Source organism: Rhodococcoides kyotonense, from assembly GCF_900188125.1.
Classification (GTDB): Bacteria; Actinomycetota; Actinomycetes; order Mycobacteriales; family Mycobacteriaceae; genus Rhodococcoides; species Rhodococcoides kyotonense.
Window position 1 is genome coordinate 65,164 of the sequence record NZ_FZOW01000011.1, and the last position, 15,467, is coordinate 80,630.

Consider the following 15,467-nt stretch of genomic DNA (forward strand, 5'->3'; position numbering starts at 1 on the left):
ACACGAGCCTAGACGGTGGCCGTCACCTTCTCCATGGCAGAGGGGTCCAACGCGATCCTACCCGCCAGTAGGATCGCGTCGGCACTGCTCAGCAAGCCTGGATCGGTTCAGACCACGGCCAGCGGCAAGGCGGTCGGATGGACGGGAGACGGCAGATCCGACCGGCCCGTCAGGTACGCGTCGACGCCGTGCGCCGCCGACCGACCCTCGGCGATCGCCCACACGACCAACGACGCACCACGGTGCGCGTCACCGCACACGAACACGCCGGGCGCCGTCGTCTGCCAGTCGGGTCCACAGGACAACGCGCCGCGACGCGTCAAGGTCAGGCCGTAGTCGTCGAGCAGCGGACCGTGCTCGACGCCCTCGAATCCGATCGCGAACAACGCGAGATCGCAAGGCAACTCGACCTCGTCGCCGATCGGTGTGATGACGCGTCGACCTTCGGCGTCGCGCTGAACTTCCACCTCGGCGAGGACCATCGCACGCACCTGGCCCTTGTCGTCGCCCAGGAAGCGTTGCACCGCAACCTGGTGACGCACCACGCCGCCTTCGGCGTGGGCGGGCGACGTCCTGAGCACGAGCGGCCACGACGGCCACGGCGAGCGGTCGTCACGCAGTTCGGGAAGCGCCTGGTTGTAGTCCAGCTGCGTCACCGACGCCGCACCCTGGCGGTGCGCGGTGCCGAGGCAGTCGGCACCGGTGTCGCCGCCGCCGATGATGACGACGTGCTTGTCCTTCGCGTCGATCGACGTCGGACCGTCGCCCTCGCACTCCTTGTTCGCCGGCACGAGGTGTTCCATCGCCAGGTGAACCCCGGTCAGGTGTCGCCCTTCGACCTCGGTGTTGTCGCGAGCACGCAACGCACCGACCGCCAGCACGACGGCGTCGTAGTGTCCGCGCAGCTGCTCGACCGTGAAGTCGACGCCCACCTCGCACTCGGTGACGAAATGCGTTCCCTCGGCGCGCATTTGCATGAGCCGCTGATCCAGCACCGACTTCTCGAGCTTGAACTCCGGAATGCCGTAGCGCAGCAGACCACCGAGTCGATCGTCACGTTCGTAGACCGTCACGTCGTGCCCGGCACGGGTAAGTTGCTGCGCTGCAGCAAGTCCCGCCGGACCCGAACCGACGACGGCCACGCGCTTGCCGGTGTTGATGGTCGGCGGCTGCGGAACGACCGAACCGGAATCCCACGCCAGATCGGCGATCGTCTGTTCGACACGTTTGATCGTCACGCTGCCGCCCGTGTCGGTCTCGGCGATCGACAGCACACACGCCGCTTCGCACGGCGCCGGACACACTCGCCCGGTGAACTCGGGGAAGTTGTTCGTCGCGTGGAGGCGATCGCTCGCCGCATCCCACCGGTCGCGACGGACCAGATCGTTCCATTCGGGGATCAGATTGCCCAGCGGGCACCCCGCAGTTCCCGAGTGGCAGAACGGGATTCCGCAGTCCATGCAGCGGCGCGCCTGATTCGACACGTCGGCCGCACGTTCGGATGCGGGCTGGTGCGAGTAGACCTCGTTCCAGTCCTTGACGCGTTCGGCGATGGGACGCTTCAGCGCCTCCTGCTTGACTACGTTCAGAAAACCTCTGGGATCAGCCACGTGCTGCCTCCATGATCGCTACGTCGACGTCGCGCCCTTCGGCACGCGCCATCCGCGTCGCCTCCAGCACACGCTGGTAGTCGACGGGCATGATTTTGGTGAACAGTGCGGACCGGCGAGGCCAGTCCGCGAGAAGCGAGCTCGCGACGGTCGAGCCGGTCCACTTCAGGTGGCTCTCCACCGTCTCGCGCAGCCACGCGAGATCGTCGGGGTCCGGTGTCTGCAGCGTCACCATGGCGGTGTTGACGTTGCTCTCGTCCAGCCCCAGAACGTAGGCGATACCGCCCGACATTCCGGCAGCCATGTTTCGTCCGGTCGGCCCGAGCACCACGACGCGTCCGCCGGTCATGTATTCGAACGCATGGTCACCCACGCCTTCGTTGACCGCCGTGGCACCGGAGTTGCGCACCGCGAAGCGCTCGCCGACGCGGCCGCGGAGGAACACTTCGCCCGCCGTTGCGCCGTAGAGGATGGTGTTGCCTGCGATGACGTTGTCCTCGGGGACGAACGAGACGTCGTCGGCCGGGCGCACGACGACACGCCCTCCCGACAAGCCTTTGCCGACATAGTCGTTGGTGTCGCCGATCAGGTCGATCGTGACGCCTGCGGGCAGGAACGCACCGAGTGACTGGCCGGCCGAACCCGTCAGTTGCACACGGATGGTGTCGTCGGGAAGTCCGCGTCCGCCGAACCGTCGGGTGACCTCGGACCCGAGAAGCGTTCCGACCGTGCGGTTCACGTTGCGCACCGGCAGTTCGAGGGTGACCGGATGTGCGTCTTCCAGCGCGCCCTCGGCGAGCTGGATGAGCGTGCGGTCGAGTGCAAAGTCCAGACCGTGGTCCTGGCCGCGGAGGCGTCGACGTTGCTTCAGCGGGGCGCCGTGCTGATCGGTGGGCATCGCGAAGATCGGCGACAGGTCGAGGCCCTCGCTCTTCCAGTGTGCGATACCGGCTTGCGTGTCCAGGAAATCCGCGTGCCCGACGGCTTCGTCGATGCTTCGGAAGCCGAGCTTGGCCAGGTACTGCCGGACGTCCTCGGCAACGAAACGGAAGAAGTCCTCGAGGAACTCCGGCTTGCCGTTGAATCGCTTGCGCAACTCCGGATTCTGCGTCGCGACACCGACCGGGCACGTGTCGAGGTGGCACACGCGCATCATGATGCAGCCGGACACGATCAGCGGAGCGGTGGAGAAGCCGAACTCCTCGGCTCCGAGCAACGCGGCCACGATGACGTCGCGACCGGTGCGAAGGCCACCGTCGCACTGCACTGTGATGCGGTCGCGGAGTCCGTTGAGCACCAACGTCTGTTGCGCGTCGGCCAGGCCGATCTCCCACGGAGCACCCGCGTGCTTGAGCGACGTCAGTGGCGCGGCGCCGGTGCCGCCGTCGTAACCGGAGATGAGTACGACGTCGGCGTGCGCCTTGCTGACACCGGTCGCGACCGTGCCGACTCCGACCGAACTGACCAACTTGACGTGCACACGTGCGTTCTCGTTGGCGTTCTTGAGGTCGTGGATCAGCTGTGCGAGATCCTCGATCGAGTAGATGTCGTGGTGCGGCGGCGGCGAGATCAGACCGACGCCGGGCGTCGAATGCCGAGTCTTGGCCACCCAGGGGTACACCTTGTACCCCGGAAGTTGGCCTCCCTCACCCGGTTTCGCGCCTTGCGCCATCTTGATCTGGATGTCCGACGCGTTGACGAGGTAGTCGCTCGTGACGCCGAATCGACCACTGGCGACCTGCTTGACGGCGCTGCGGCGTGTCGGATCGTACAAACGGTCTGCGTCCTCGCCACCCTCACCGGAGTTCGAGCGCCCGCCGAGGTTGTTCATCGCGACGGCCATCGTCTCGTGTGCTTCGGCCGAAATGGATCCATAGCTCATCGCACCGGTGTTGAACCGCGTGACGATCGACTCGACAGGTTCGACCTCGTCCAGCGGAACCGCCGGGCGAACACCTTCCTTGAGCTCGAACAGTCCTCGGAGAGCACCACCTTCACGGGCGAGGCGATCGACTTCGTCGCTGTACTTCTGAAAGACGTCGTATCGACCCGTACGCGTCGCGTGCTGCAGCAGGAACACCGTCTCGGGCGTGAAGAGGTGCAGTTCGCCCTCGCGCCGGAACTGGTATTCGCCACCGATCTCGAGGCGTCGGTGGACGCGGTCCGTCGGGTTCTCCGGGTAGGCGCGTCGGTGCCGAAGCTTGACCTCCTCGGCGAGCACGTCGAGGCCGACGCCGCCGAGTTTGCTGACGGTTCCCTTGAAGTAGTTGCGAACGACGTCCTTGTCGAGACCGATCGCTTCGAAAACCTGTGCGCCCGTGTAGGACCCGACGGTCGAGATGCCCATCTTGGACATCACTTTGAGCACGCCCTTGCCGAGGCCGTACAGGTAGTTGCGGACAGCCACGGACGATTCGACGCCCGTCAGCTCGCCCTCGCCGACGAGATCCTCGATGGATTCCATGGCGAGGTACGGGTTGACGGCTGCCGCGCCGTACCCGATCAGAAGGGCGAGGTGGTGCACCTCGCGCGCGTCTCCCGATTCGACGACGAGCGCGACCTTGGTGCGCTCCTTGGTCCGCACGAGGTGGTGATGCACCGCTGCCGTCGCCAGCAACGACGGGATCGGCGCATGCGTGTGGTCGGAGTCCCGGTCGGAGATGATCAACGTGCGGAACCCGGCCGCGATCGCGGCACTCGCGCGGCGTCGGAGATCCTCGATCGCCTCGGCGAGGCCCTCTCCCCCGCGCTCGACCTCGTACAGCCCGCGCAGCACGGTCGCCGCGAGACCGGGGTGATCGCCGTCGAAGTTGATGTGGATGATCTTGTTCAACTCGTCGTTGTCGAGAACAGGCCACGGCAGCACGATCTGGCGGCACGACGCGGCCGTCGGCTCCAGTAGGTTCTGCTCCGGACCCATGACCCGCGACAGCGACGTGACGATCTCCTCGCGGATCGAGTCGAGCGGAGGATTGGTGACCTGCGCGAAGAGCTCGACGAAGTAGTCGTACAGCTGCCTCGACCGCTGCGACAGGACCGCAGCCGGAGTGTCGGTTCCCATGGAGCCCAACGGTTCTCCGCCCGACGCAGCCATCGGTGCCAGCACGACGCGCAGATCTTCCTCGGTGTATCCGAACGCGACCTGCCGACGCACGACGGACTCGTGGTTGTACTGGATGTGCGCGCGCTCGGGCAGACTCTTGATCTCGAGCAGACCTGCGTGGAGCCACTCCTGGTACGGATGCTCGCGGGCCAGTTGCTGCTTGATCTCGTCGTCGGGCACGATCCTGCCCGCCTCGGTGTCGACGAGGAACATCTTGCCGGGCTCGAGCCGTCCTTTGGCTACCACCTCGGATTGCGGAACGTCGAGAACTCCCGCCTCACTGGCGAGAATGATGCGCCCGTCCACGGTCTGCCACCACCGGCCGGGGCGCAGGCCGTTGCGGTCGAGCACGGCGCCCACGTAGGAACCGTCGGTGAACGTGACACATGCGGGGCCGTCCCACGGCTCCATGATCGACGCGTGGAACTGATAGAACGCGCGGACGTCGGGGTCCATGTTGCGATGGTTCTCCCACGGCTCGGGCACCATCATCATGACCACGTGCGGGACGCTGCGACCCGCGAGATGAAGGAGTTCGAGGACCTCGTCGAGCGATACCGAGTCCGAACCGTCGGGGTTGCAGATCGGGTACAACCGCTTCAGATCACCGGGAATGAGATTGCTGCTCAACATCGCCTCGCGGGCGCGCATCCGATTTCGGTTGCCCATGACGGTGTTGATCTCGCCGTTGTGCGCGACGTACCGATGCGGGTGCGCGAGAGGCCACGACGGGAACGTGTTGGTCGAGAAACGGCTGTGCACGATGGCAATGGCACTCTTGCACAGCGGGTTACGAAGATCAGGGAAGAACATGGGCAGCTGCATCGTCGTGAGCATGCCCTTGTAGACGATGGTCCGACTGGACAGCGAAGGAAAGAACAGACCGGTTCCGGCTGCCTCGATCTCCGGAGTGACCTGCTCCGCTCGCTTGCGCAATCCGTAGACCCGACGGTCCAGTTCGAGGCCGCCGAGACGCCGGCCGTCGACCTCGGGTGCGGTGACGAACAGGTACGACATGTGCGGCATGCACCCCACCGCGGTCAGTCCGATGTCCGCGCGATCGGGATCGACGTCCACCTCACGCCATCCGAGGATCTCGAGACCCTCTTCGGCAGCGATGGCCTCGACACGCGAGACGGCGTCGGACCGTTCGCGGATGCCTTGCGGCAGGAAGCAGATTCCGGCGGCATACGTGTTGGTGCCGTCGCCCTGCGCGGCGGGTAGCGCGAAATCGACGAGCGACTCGAGGAGTTCGACCGGGAGCTGCAGCAGAATGCCTGCACCGTCACCGCTGTTCGGCTCTGCGCCTGCGGCGCCTCGATGCTCGAGATTCTCCAGCGCGAGCACTCCGTCGGCGACGATGCTGTGCGACCGGCGCCCGGCCACGTCGGCGATCATGGCGACGCCGCACGAGTCCTTTTCCTGGGCAGGGTCGTACAGTCCCTGCTCTGCCGGCAACTGTGAGAACAGCATTTTCCGTCACCTCCACCTGGGCCAGGGAGACACCGCGGAAGTGCTGCGCGCGAAAATACGGCACCGTTCTTCTCTCGGCGACTCCGCCAGCGATGAGCTCTGGTGACAACGATACGGGTCACGCGAGAACTCGCTTTGTGCTGAAATCGGGGTCTACCGGGACAACTCTGGCCCGCGAAGGATTTCGGCCATCGGCCGAACGAACCGAGCGTACCAGTAGCTCTTGACAATCCATCAATCGTGAAGGTCACCGGCTACCGGCACGTCGGGCGTCAGTCGCGCAGGGGCCTGCCGTGCTGGTCACGGACGCTGCCGGTGAGCATCATGATGCCGTCGATCAGCGGCCAGATAGCACCGATACCGCAGGTCAGCCATGTGACGGCGATCTGTGCGATCGCGATACCGGGCTGGTTCAGATAGAAGCGGCCTGCGCCGAACGCGCCGAGCAGAATTTCGAGCAGTCCAGCCGTCACCTTCGACTTGTCCGACAGCGGCTCACCCGTGACGGGATGACGCCCGAACGGAGCCGTCTGATCGACGCCGTATCCCCCGGCATATGCGCCGTAGGGTTGCTGCCCGTATCCCTGCGGCGCATACCCTTGCTGCCCGTAGCCCGGCTGGCCGTAATTCTGCTGCGCGTAATTCTGCTGGCCGTAGTTCTGTTGGCCATAGTTCTGCTGGCCGTACGGGGGCGGCGGGTACCCCTGCTGGCCTTCCGTCGGGTATCCCGGCGGCGGTGGGGTGTACCCCGGATCCGGGTACTGCTGGGTGAACTGCTGGTACCCGGGGTCCGGTGGACCGTAGACCGGTCCACCCGGATCTGCCTCGCCGTACCCGGGCGACGGTGTCGCCGAAGGCTTGTCGAGGTTCACGCCCGAGGGAAAGGTGTCGGATTCGGTGGGCGGCGGATAACTCGGGCTGGCTCCCCATCCCGGGCCGTTCCCGATTCCGGAATGCACGTCCCACCCAGGTCCCGAACCGGAACCCGAGCCTGTGGCGCCGGTGACGGGCCCGATCTCCGACGTCGCCGGCGGCTCCGACAGCGACGCTTCGGCGGTGGCGTCGTAATCGAACGGCGCGCCGAATTCCGGTGGCGTCGTGTGCCGTTCCGTGTCACCACCGGACGAGTTCGTCGTTTCTGCGTTCTCGTTCGGCTCGGAGTTCTTGTCTGGCTCGGTCACCGTGCGCTCCTCGTTCTTCTCGGCTGCAGATGCGAAGAATCTTCCGTGCGAGACGGTCAGTTCCCGCTCGTGCGATCCGTGTCGTCGTCGGTCGTGGACTTGGTCGTCGACACCGAGTCCGACTTGTCGTCGTCCGTCTTCGTCGCCTTTTCGCCCGTCGCGCCCTCGGTCGTGTCGGCGCCCTTGGACACCAGTGTCGACGGCTCCTCGCGACCCTTGGTCGCGAAGACGACGTACGCCACCGCGAGAACGAACACGATCGCGGACGTGAACGAGTTGATCCGGATTCCGGCGATGTGAGTCGCGTAGTCGTCGCGCATCAGCTCGACCCAGAACCGGCCTGCACAGTACCCGGCGACGTACAGCGCGAACAGTCGACCGTGGCCGATGGCGAACCGCTTGTCGACGATGACGAGCAGCACGACGACAGCCAGACTCCACAACAGCTCGTACAGGAACGTCGGGTGAACGACTTTCTCCACCAGTCCGGTGGACACTCCGGTCAGGGAGTCGATACGACCGTTCGCGTCGGCGCGTTCGAAGATCTCGAGGCCCCACGGCACGGTGGTCTCGCGACCGTACAGTTCCTGGTTGAAGTAATTTCCGATACGACCGATCGCCTGCGCGAGCAGAATCGGCGGCGCGACGGCATCACCGAACGCGGGCAGCGGAATTCCACGCCTGCGGCACGCGATCCAGGCTCCGACACCGCCGAGAAGAACTGCACCCCAGATCCCGAGGCCGCCTTCCCACACCTTCAGTGCACGTATCGGATCGCCGCCTGGACCGAAGTACGTGCTCCAGTCCGTGAGGACGTGATAGAGCCGTCCGCCGAGCAGACCGAACGGGACGGCCCAGACCGCGACGTCGAGCACCGTGCCCTTGGTGCCGCCTCGCGCCACCCAGCGTCGATCTCCCCAGAGGATCGCCACGACGATCCCGAGGATGATGAACAACGCATAGGCACGAAGCGCGAGCGGACCCACGTACCAGACGCCCTGGGGCGGACTGGGAATGTAGGCGAGGACAGCGGTCGACGACGCGAGAGCGGATGTCACGATGACACGTTAGCCGAACGGACGCCCTCGGCGAGTTCGGTGGTGAGCGACGCGACGGCGTCCAACCCGTTGTCGACAGCGCTGACCAGTGCCGAGCCGACGATGACCGCGTCGGCGTATCGAGCGATCTCGGCCGCTTGAGCACCGGAACGAACGCCGAGTCCGACACCGATCGGGATGTCGGAGTGCGTGCGGATACGCGCGGTCAGTTCGGGAGCCGCGGACGACACCGCGTCGCGCGCTCCTGTGACACCCATGGTCGATGCGGCGTAGACGAAGCCGGTGCTGAGTTCGACGGTGCTGGCGAGTCGCTCCTCGGTCGACGAGGGCGCGACGAGGAAGATGCGATCGAGATCGTGCGCCTTCGACGCCTCGACCCACTCCCCTGCCTCGTCGGGAATGAGGTCCGGGGTGATGATCCCCAGACCGCCCGCATTCGCCAGATCACGTGCGAATCGGTCGATTCCGTACCGCAGCACCAGGTTCCAGTAGGTCATGACGACCGCGTTTCCTCCCGCAGCCGACACCTTCTCTACGACGGTGAACACGTCCTTGACCTTCACGCCCGCGCGAAGAGCCGTATCCGCGGCCGCTTGGATCGTCGGGCCGTCCATGACGGGGTCCGAGTACGGAATTCCGACCTCGACGATGTCGCATCCGGAGTTCACCATGGTCTCGAACACCTCGATCGAACCTTCGACCGTGGGGAATCCGGCGGGCAGGTACCCGACGAGCGCTGCACGATTCTCCGCGCGTGTCTTGTCGAAAGTGGCTGCGAGCCTTGAACGTTCGGTCATGCCTGCTCACCCTTCTCGCCGTCCACGTGTGCTTCGCCGTCACCGTCGACCAATCCGAACCATTCGGCTGCGGTGTCGACGTCCTTGTCCCCTCGTCCCGAGAGGTTCACGAGAACGATCTTGCCTTCGCCGAGTTCCTTGCCGAGCTTCAGCGCACCGGCGACGGCGTGAGCCGACTCGATTGCCGGGATGATTCCCTCGGTCCGGCTGAGCAGTCGGAACGCTTCCATCGCCTCGGTGTCGGTGATGCCGCGGTACTCCGCGCGGCCCAGATCGTTGAGGTGCGAGTGCTCCGGCCCGACGCCCGGGTAGTCCAGGCCCGCTGAGATGGAGTGCGATTCGATGGTCTGACCGTCTTCGTCCTGAAGCAGGTACGAATACGCGCCGTGCAGAGCGCCGGGGGATCCACCACTGATGGTCGCTGCATGGCGCCCGGTCTCGACACCGTCGCCTGCTGCCTCGAAACCGACGAGGCGGACCGACGGATCGTCGATGAACGCATGGAAGATGCCGATGGCGTTGGAGCCGCCGCCGACGCACGCGGCGATGGCGTCGGGCAGCCGTCCGGTCGACGCCTGAACCTGTTGCCGCGCTTCGAGTCCGATGATGCGCTGGAAGTCGCGAACCATCAGAGGGAACGGGTGCGGTCCGGCGACGGTGCCGAAGCAGTAGTACGTGTCGTCCGCGTTGGTGACCCAGTCACGCAAGGCCTCGTTGATCGCGTCCTTCAGAGTGCGCGAACCCGACTTGACCGCAACGACACTCGACCCGAGCAGACGCATACGAGCAACGTTCAGCGCCTGACGTTCGGTGTCGACTTCACCCATGTACACGACACAGTCCAGGCCCAGAAGAGCACACGCGGTGGCCGTCGCGACGCCGTGCTGACCCGCACCGGTCTCGGCGATGACGCGTGTCTTGCCCATGCGCTTCGCGAGCAGAACCTGTCCGAGAACATTGTTGATCTTGTGAGAACCCGTGTGGTTGAGGTCTTCTCGCTTCAGCAGAATCCGTGCGCCACCGGCATGCTCGGCCAACCGAGTCGCTTCGAAGACCGGCGAAGGCCGCCCGGTGTAGTCGCGCTGCAGCCGATCGAGCTCGCCGAGGAAGCCGTTGTCACTGCGCACCTTGTCGTACTCGGCAGTGACTTCCTCGATGACACCCATGAGCGCTTCGGGGACGAACCGTCCGCCGTAGACACCGAAATGACCGCCGACGTCGGGATTGTGCTGGCTGCGGTCGGTCACTCCGGCACTGGTCTGCGGGAGGTCACCGCCCTTGAAATGCGGACTCTGAAGGTTGCTGCTCACCCGTCCAGTCTGCCCCAGCCGTGACCGGCCGCGGCGTTCGGGTCCACCCGATTCAGCGTGCAGGCTTGGGGCAGGAAGGGTGGGTTCCTGCTGTGACGAGATCGGAGACGGCCGTGCGGGGATCGCCGCTGGTGACCAGGCCTTCGCCGACGAGAACTGCATCGGCACCCGCACCGGCGTACGCGAGCAGATCGGCGGTGCCCCTGACGCCCGACTCGGCGACACGGATGACCTCGCTCGGCAACCCGGGAGCGATGCGCGAGAACGCGTCACGATCGATCTCGAGGGTCTTCAGATCACGTGCGTTGATACCGATGACACGTGCGCCTGCTTCGAGCGCACGATCGGCCTCGGCTTCGGTGTGAACCTCGACGAGAGCGGTCATGCCCAGGGACTCGGTGCGGTCGAGAAGAGATGCCAGAGCATGCTGCTCGAGCGCCGCGACGATCAACAGAATCACGTCGGCGCCGTGAGCCCGTGCCTCGTGGATCTGGTACGGCCCGACGATGAAGTCCTTGCGCAACACCGGAATGCTGACTGCTCGGCGCACGGCGTCGAGGTCCGCGAGCGAACCGTGGAAGCGACGCTCCTCGGTGAGCACACTGATGATGCGTGCGCCGCCCTGCTCGTAGGCCTGAGCGAGGACTGCGGGATCACCGATGTCGGCAAGAGCACCCTTCGACGGACTCGCACGCTTGACCTCGGCGATCACGCCGATGCCGTCCTCGTGCAACGCAGCGGTCGCGTCCAGCGGCGCCTGCGCCTTCAGCGCGGCGGCCTTCACGGAGGCGAAGTCGACAATCGATTCTCGCGCTGCGACGTCGGCACGCACACCGTCCAGAATCGAATCGAGAACAGTCATGGTGGCCCGAGTCCTTTCCCATCGGTGACCTGATGTGAGAAAGCTCATCGAGGTCGTCCCTAGCGTAGAGGGCGGTTTCAGTGATCGTTCCTCGGGGTCCGATCGGTCGGATCCTCCCCCGCATCGAGCGCGTCCCACAGCATCCGCTCGGTCAGGTCATCCCCCTCACCGTTGTCCTCGGCTCGCTCCGACGCCGTCCTGGCGCGTTCCGCGACTTCCTCGCGCCGCGCCGCAGGTGCGTCGTACTTGGACGACAATACCTTTCGTGCAGTCGGTTTCCGTATCAGCACTATCGACGCCACCAGAGCGCATACCGCGCCGATCAGGGCAAGAGCTGCAGGCAACGACGATGCCTGCGTCGCCGTGACCTCGGCCCGCGTCGGCAACTCCGCGACGCTCGCGGCACGATCCGCCGAGACGTCACCGAACAGCGCGTCCAGAGCGGGCACAGCTGCTGCAACAGCCACGACTGCGACGAGAACCGCCAGTGCGCGCGACGCCCAACCCTTCACCGCGAACGATGCGGCAACCGCGGCGACCAGAGCCAGAGCCAGCGGAGTCGATGCGGCTGCCCACGTGCTGCCGAGCAGATCCGTCGTCCGTGCTTCACCGAGACCGTCGGACGAGAGGACCGTCACCCACGTCATGCGCGAGCTGCCCCACAGGCAGGCCGCGCCCACGAGCAGCAACGCCACCGACAAGGCGGTCGCCCGCGCACCCGTCCCGCGGCGCTGCGTATCGGGCGTCACGGCTGCTCGCCCGCCACCGCGCGCAGCGATTCGGCGGCCGCCACCGCGCCGAGCACGGCCATCGCCTTGTTCTTCGCCTCGGTGTCCTCGTACTCGGCAACGGAATCGGCGACGACGCCCGCTCCCGCCTGCACGTACGCAGTCCCGTCCTTCATCAACGCCGTACGGATCGCGATGGCCGTGTCGGCGTCGCCGGAGAAGTCGAGATAGCCGACGATGCCGCCGTAGACGCCGCGCCGCGTGGGCTCGAGCTCGTCGATCAACTCCATTGCGCGAACCTTCGGTGCCCCGGACAGCGTTCCTGCGGGAAAGCACGCCTTGACCGCGTCGAGAGCCTGCTTACCGTCGGCGAGATGGCCCGTCACCGTCGAGACCAGATGCATGACGTGGCTGTAGCGCTCGATGTGCCGATAGTCGTTGACGCGCACGGTGCCCGGAGTGCAGACGCGACCCAGATCGTTGCGACCGAGGTCGACGAGCATGAGGTGCTCGGCGTTCTCCTTCTCGTCGGCGAGTAGGTCCTTCTCGAGCAGGATGTCCTCTTCCTCCGACGCACCGCGCCACCGGGTCCCGGCGATCGGGTGCGTCGTCGCGACTCCGTCGACGACCGTGACCAGCGCCTCGGGGCTCGATCCGACGATCGAGAACGCCGTTTCGCCGTCGGCGCCCGGCACGTGCAGCAAGTACATGTACGGACTCGGGTTCGACGCCCGCAGCATCCGGTAGACATCGATCGGCGCCGCGTCCGTGTCCATCTCGAACCTCTGAGACAGGACGACCTGGAACGCTTCGCCCGCTTCGATCTCCCCGACGAGACGACGCACGTCCTTGCCGAACCCTTCGGACGTACGCTGGCGCCGATAGTCGGGTGCAGGCCTCGACATGGTCGACACCGTCGACGGCGCGGGCGCGGCAAGGTCGGCGCACATGCGATCGAGGCGGGCAACGGCGTCGTCGTATGCCTCGTCGACTCGGTCGTCGGAGCCGTCCCAGTTGACGGCATTCGCGATGAGCGTGATGGCACCTTCGTGGTGGTCGACGGCAGCCAGATCGGTGGCCAGCAGCATCAGCATCTCGGGGACCTGGAGGTCGTCCTCGGCATGCTCGGGAAGACGCTCGATTCGGCGCACGGCGTCGTAGCCCATGTAGCCGACCATTCCGCCCGTCAGGGGCGGTAGACCAGGGAGACGCTCGGATCGCAACAGTTCGAGAGTGCGGCCCAACACGTCGAGTGGATTGCCGCCCGTGGGAACTCCGGCGGGAACGTTGCCACGCCAGATCGCTTCGCCGTCCTCGACGGTCAGCGCAGCCGGCGTACCAGCTCCGATGAACGACCAGCGCGACCACGAACGTCCGTTCTCCGCCGACTCGAACAGGAACGTGCCCGGACGATCGCCGCCGAGCTTCCGGTACGCGGACAACGGTGTTTCCGAGTCCGCGAGCACCTTTCGAACGACGGGGACGACGCGATGTTCCGCGGCGAGGGATCTGAACACCTCGCGAGTGGTCGTCGATGAGGACGCGGCGGTGTTCGCGGCACCGGACAAGGTCGTGGTCTCGCCATGCATGCCCCCATCCTCCCAGGTGCCGCACTCGCGGCGCGTCGCGCGGTAGCCTCCGTGGAATGAAACCAGGTGACAGCGTCCCCAACTTCACGCTTCCCGACCAGACCGGCACGCCGCGGTCGCTCGACGACCTCCTGCAGAACGGCCCCGTCGTCCTGTTCTTCTACCCTGCTGCGTTCACTCCAGGGTGCACAGCCGAGGCGTGCCACTTCCGCGATCTCGCTGCCGAGTTCGCCGAGGTGGGAGCGTCGCGCGTGGGTATCAGCACGGACGCCGTTTCCAAGCAGTCCGATTTCGCGGCCGACAAGGGATTCGACTACCCGTTGTTGTCCGACGTCGACGGTGCAGTGGCGACGCAGTTCGGCGTCAAGCGCGGGCTGCTCGGCAAGCTGTCACCGGTCAAGCGCGCGACATTCGTCATCGGCACGGACCGCACGATCCTCGAAGCGTTCACCAGCGAATTCCGCTTCGAAGCACACGCCGACCATGCGTTGGAGTTCCTCCGGTCGCGCTCGACTCGCTGACACCACGCGTGTGCGTGAACCTTCAATCAGGTGGAACACTGTGCTGAGCACAACCAAGTGTCTGCGTTTCGACCAGGAAGGCTCACCGCGATGGACAGCACGAGGGACGAGGTCGAACCTCGATGGCTCACCGACAGCCAGCAAGCGGCGTGGCGATCGTTGGTGGCCATCGTCACTCGGCTACCCGCGGCACTCGACACGCAACTCCAGCGCGATTCCGGACTGACCCACTTCGACTACTTCGTGCTGTCGAGCCTGTCGGAAAACCCCGACCGGCGCATCCAGCTCCGTGACCTGGCGAAAATCGCGAACGCATCGTTGTCTCGGCTGTCCCACGTCGTCACGAAGCTCGAGAAAGCGGGCTGGGTACGACGCGAAAGCATCGAAGGCAGCCGCGGATCGTATGCGGTCCTCACCGACGCAGGCATGGAGAAGGTCGTCGGCGCAGCACCCAGCCACGTCGACACGGTGCAGGCGTTGCTGTTCGAGGGTCTAGGAGAGGACCACGTCGCTCAGCTCACCGAGCTCAGCGCCGTCATGCTCGAGCAACTGGACAAGGGAATCGCCGAGGGAACGGGCAAGGCCTGACCCGGGTGCCCGGATCTCGGTTGGGATTTCGGAATTTCGGACCCCGGATTTCGGACCGAATGTGACATTTAGTCACTCAGAGTGAGCGAGGGCGCCATTCGCTCCCAACCGGGCCACGGCTTCGGAGAGCGAGGGTGACATTCGGTCACTCAGAGTGAGCGACGGAAGCCCTCGCTCCCAACCGGGCCACGGCTTCGGAGAGCGAGGGTGACATTCGATCACTCAGAGTGAGCGAGGGTGACATTCGGTCACCCCAGCCCCAAGGAACACCCCAGCCCGCTCAGCCGAGGAGCACGTCCGAGTCGAAACACGTGTGCGTTCCGGTGTGGCAGGCGGCACCGACCTGGTCGACGACGAGGAGCACGGTGTCACCGTCGCAGTCGAGGCGGACCTCGTGGACGTACTGGGTGTGCCCGGACGTCTCACCCTTGACCCAGTACTGCTTGCGCGAACGCGAGTAGTACGTGCCCTTGCGGGTCTCGAGGGTGCGGGCCAGCGCCTCGTCGTCCATCCACGCGACCATGAGCACGTTTCCGGTGCTGCGCTCCTGGGCGACGGCACTGAACAGCCCCGCGTCGTTGCGCTTCAGCCGGGCGGCGATCGCAGGGTCGAGACTCATGATGTCCGTTGTACCTTCCGTGAGAACA

Annotated in this window: 12 protein-coding genes; 2 read left to right on the forward strand and 10 right to left on the reverse strand. The window is 65.8% G+C overall.

Annotated features, from left to right (window positions below):
* Window positions 1-107: 107 nt before the first annotated feature.
* From CHB96_RS18415 to CHB96_RS18455, 9 genes are all read right to left on the reverse strand, one after another.
* Complete coding sequence (locus CHB96_RS18415; protein ID WP_089248885.1) at window positions 108-1,610, reverse strand: glutamate synthase subunit beta; 1,503 nt, start codon at window positions 1,608-1,610, stop codon at window positions 108-110.
* Window positions 1,603-6,186, reverse strand: a complete 4,584-nt coding sequence (gltB, locus tag CHB96_RS18420; protein WP_089248887.1) for a glutamate synthase large subunit — start codon at window positions 6,184-6,186, stop codon at window positions 1,603-1,605. Before gltB ends, CHB96_RS18415 begins: the two co-directional genes overlap by 8 nt.
* 272 nt (window positions 6,187-6,458) lie before the next feature.
* The gene (locus CHB96_RS18425) at window positions 6,459-7,367 is read right to left on the reverse strand and encodes a TM2 domain-containing protein (protein ID WP_089248889.1); all 909 of its coding nucleotides are present in this window, start codon (window positions 7,365-7,367) and stop codon (window positions 6,459-6,461) included.
* A 56-nt stretch (window positions 7,368-7,423) separates the two neighbouring features.
* Window positions 7,424-8,425, reverse strand: coding sequence for a prolipoprotein diacylglyceryl transferase (lgt, locus tag CHB96_RS18430; protein ID WP_089248891.1), 1,002 nt, complete (start codon window positions 8,423-8,425; stop codon window positions 7,424-7,426).
* Window positions 8,422-9,222 (reverse strand): tryptophan synthase subunit alpha, encoded by an 801-nt coding sequence (gene trpA, locus CHB96_RS18435; RefSeq protein WP_089248893.1) that lies wholly within the window; start codon window positions 9,220-9,222, stop codon window positions 8,422-8,424. The genes lgt and trpA overlap by 4 nt, the downstream gene beginning before the upstream one ends.
* A complete protein-coding gene (gene trpB / locus CHB96_RS18440; protein WP_089248895.1) occupies window positions 9,219-10,532 on the reverse strand; it encodes a tryptophan synthase subunit beta in 1,314 nt (437 codons plus the stop codon). The genes trpA and trpB overlap by 4 nt, the downstream gene beginning before the upstream one ends.
* A 52-nt stretch (window positions 10,533-10,584) precedes the next feature.
* Window positions 10,585-11,394 carry an indole-3-glycerol phosphate synthase TrpC gene (trpC, locus tag CHB96_RS18445; RefSeq protein ID WP_089248897.1) on the reverse strand — a complete coding sequence of 270 codons (810 nt, stop codon included), beginning with the start codon at window positions 11,392-11,394 and terminating at the stop codon, window positions 10,585-10,587.
* A 77-nt stretch (window positions 11,395-11,471) separates the two neighbouring features.
* Window positions 11,472-12,143, reverse strand: coding sequence for a TIGR02234 family membrane protein (locus tag CHB96_RS18450; protein ID WP_089248899.1), 672 nt, complete (start codon window positions 12,141-12,143; stop codon window positions 11,472-11,474).
* On the reverse strand, window positions 12,140-13,711 hold the full coding sequence (locus CHB96_RS18455; protein WP_089248901.1) for an anthranilate synthase component I: 1,572 nt from the start codon (window positions 13,709-13,711) through the stop codon (window positions 12,140-12,142). The genes CHB96_RS18450 and CHB96_RS18455 overlap by 4 nt, the downstream gene beginning before the upstream one ends.
* A gap of 56 nt (window positions 13,712-13,767) precedes the next feature.
* Between CHB96_RS18455 and CHB96_RS18460 the strand changes: the two genes are divergently transcribed.
* Window positions 13,768-14,232 carry a peroxiredoxin gene (locus CHB96_RS18460; RefSeq protein ID WP_089248903.1) on the forward strand — a complete coding sequence of 155 codons (465 nt, stop codon included), beginning with the start codon at window positions 13,768-13,770 and terminating at the stop codon, window positions 14,230-14,232.
* 90 nt (window positions 14,233-14,322) lie between these two features.
* Window positions 14,323-14,820: a MarR family winged helix-turn-helix transcriptional regulator gene (locus tag CHB96_RS18465; protein ID WP_089248905.1), complete on the forward strand. Its 498-nt coding sequence runs from the start codon at window positions 14,323-14,325 to the stop codon at window positions 14,818-14,820.
* Between the two features lie 280 nt (window positions 14,821-15,100).
* Here CHB96_RS18465 and hisI read toward each other — a convergent pair whose 3' ends face one another.
* On the reverse strand, window positions 15,101-15,439 hold the full coding sequence (gene hisI, locus CHB96_RS18470) for a phosphoribosyl-AMP cyclohydrolase (protein WP_089248907.1): 339 nt from the start codon (window positions 15,437-15,439) through the stop codon (window positions 15,101-15,103).
* Between the last annotated feature and the right edge of the window lie 28 nt (window positions 15,440-15,467).

What these genes read in the sequence shown, in the direction of transcription:
- gltB (WP_089248887.1), bottom strand. Translation starts at nt 6,186, where the DNA reads ATGCTGTTCTCACAGTTGCCGGCAGAGCAGGGACTGTACGACCCTGCC.
- trpA (WP_089248893.1), bottom strand. Translation starts at nt 9,222, where the DNA reads ATGACCGAACGTTCAAGGCTCGCAGCCACTTTCGACAAGACACGCGCG.
- trpC (WP_089248897.1), bottom strand. Translation starts at nt 11,394, where the DNA reads ATGACTGTTCTCGATTCGATTCTGGACGGTGTGCGTGCCGACGTCGCA.
- CHB96_RS18455 (WP_089248901.1), bottom strand. Translation starts at nt 13,711, where the DNA reads ATGCATGGCGAGACCACGACCTTGTCCGGTGCCGCGAACACCGCCGCG.
- CHB96_RS18460 (WP_089248903.1), top strand. Translation starts at nt 13,768, where the DNA reads ATGAAACCAGGTGACAGCGTCCCCAACTTCACGCTTCCCGACCAGACC.
- CHB96_RS18465 (WP_089248905.1), top strand. Translation starts at nt 14,323, where the DNA reads ATGGACAGCACGAGGGACGAGGTCGAACCTCGATGGCTCACCGACAGC.
- hisI (WP_089248907.1), bottom strand. Translation starts at nt 15,439, where the DNA reads ATGAGTCTCGACCCTGCGATCGCCGCCCGGCTGAAGCGCAACGACGCG.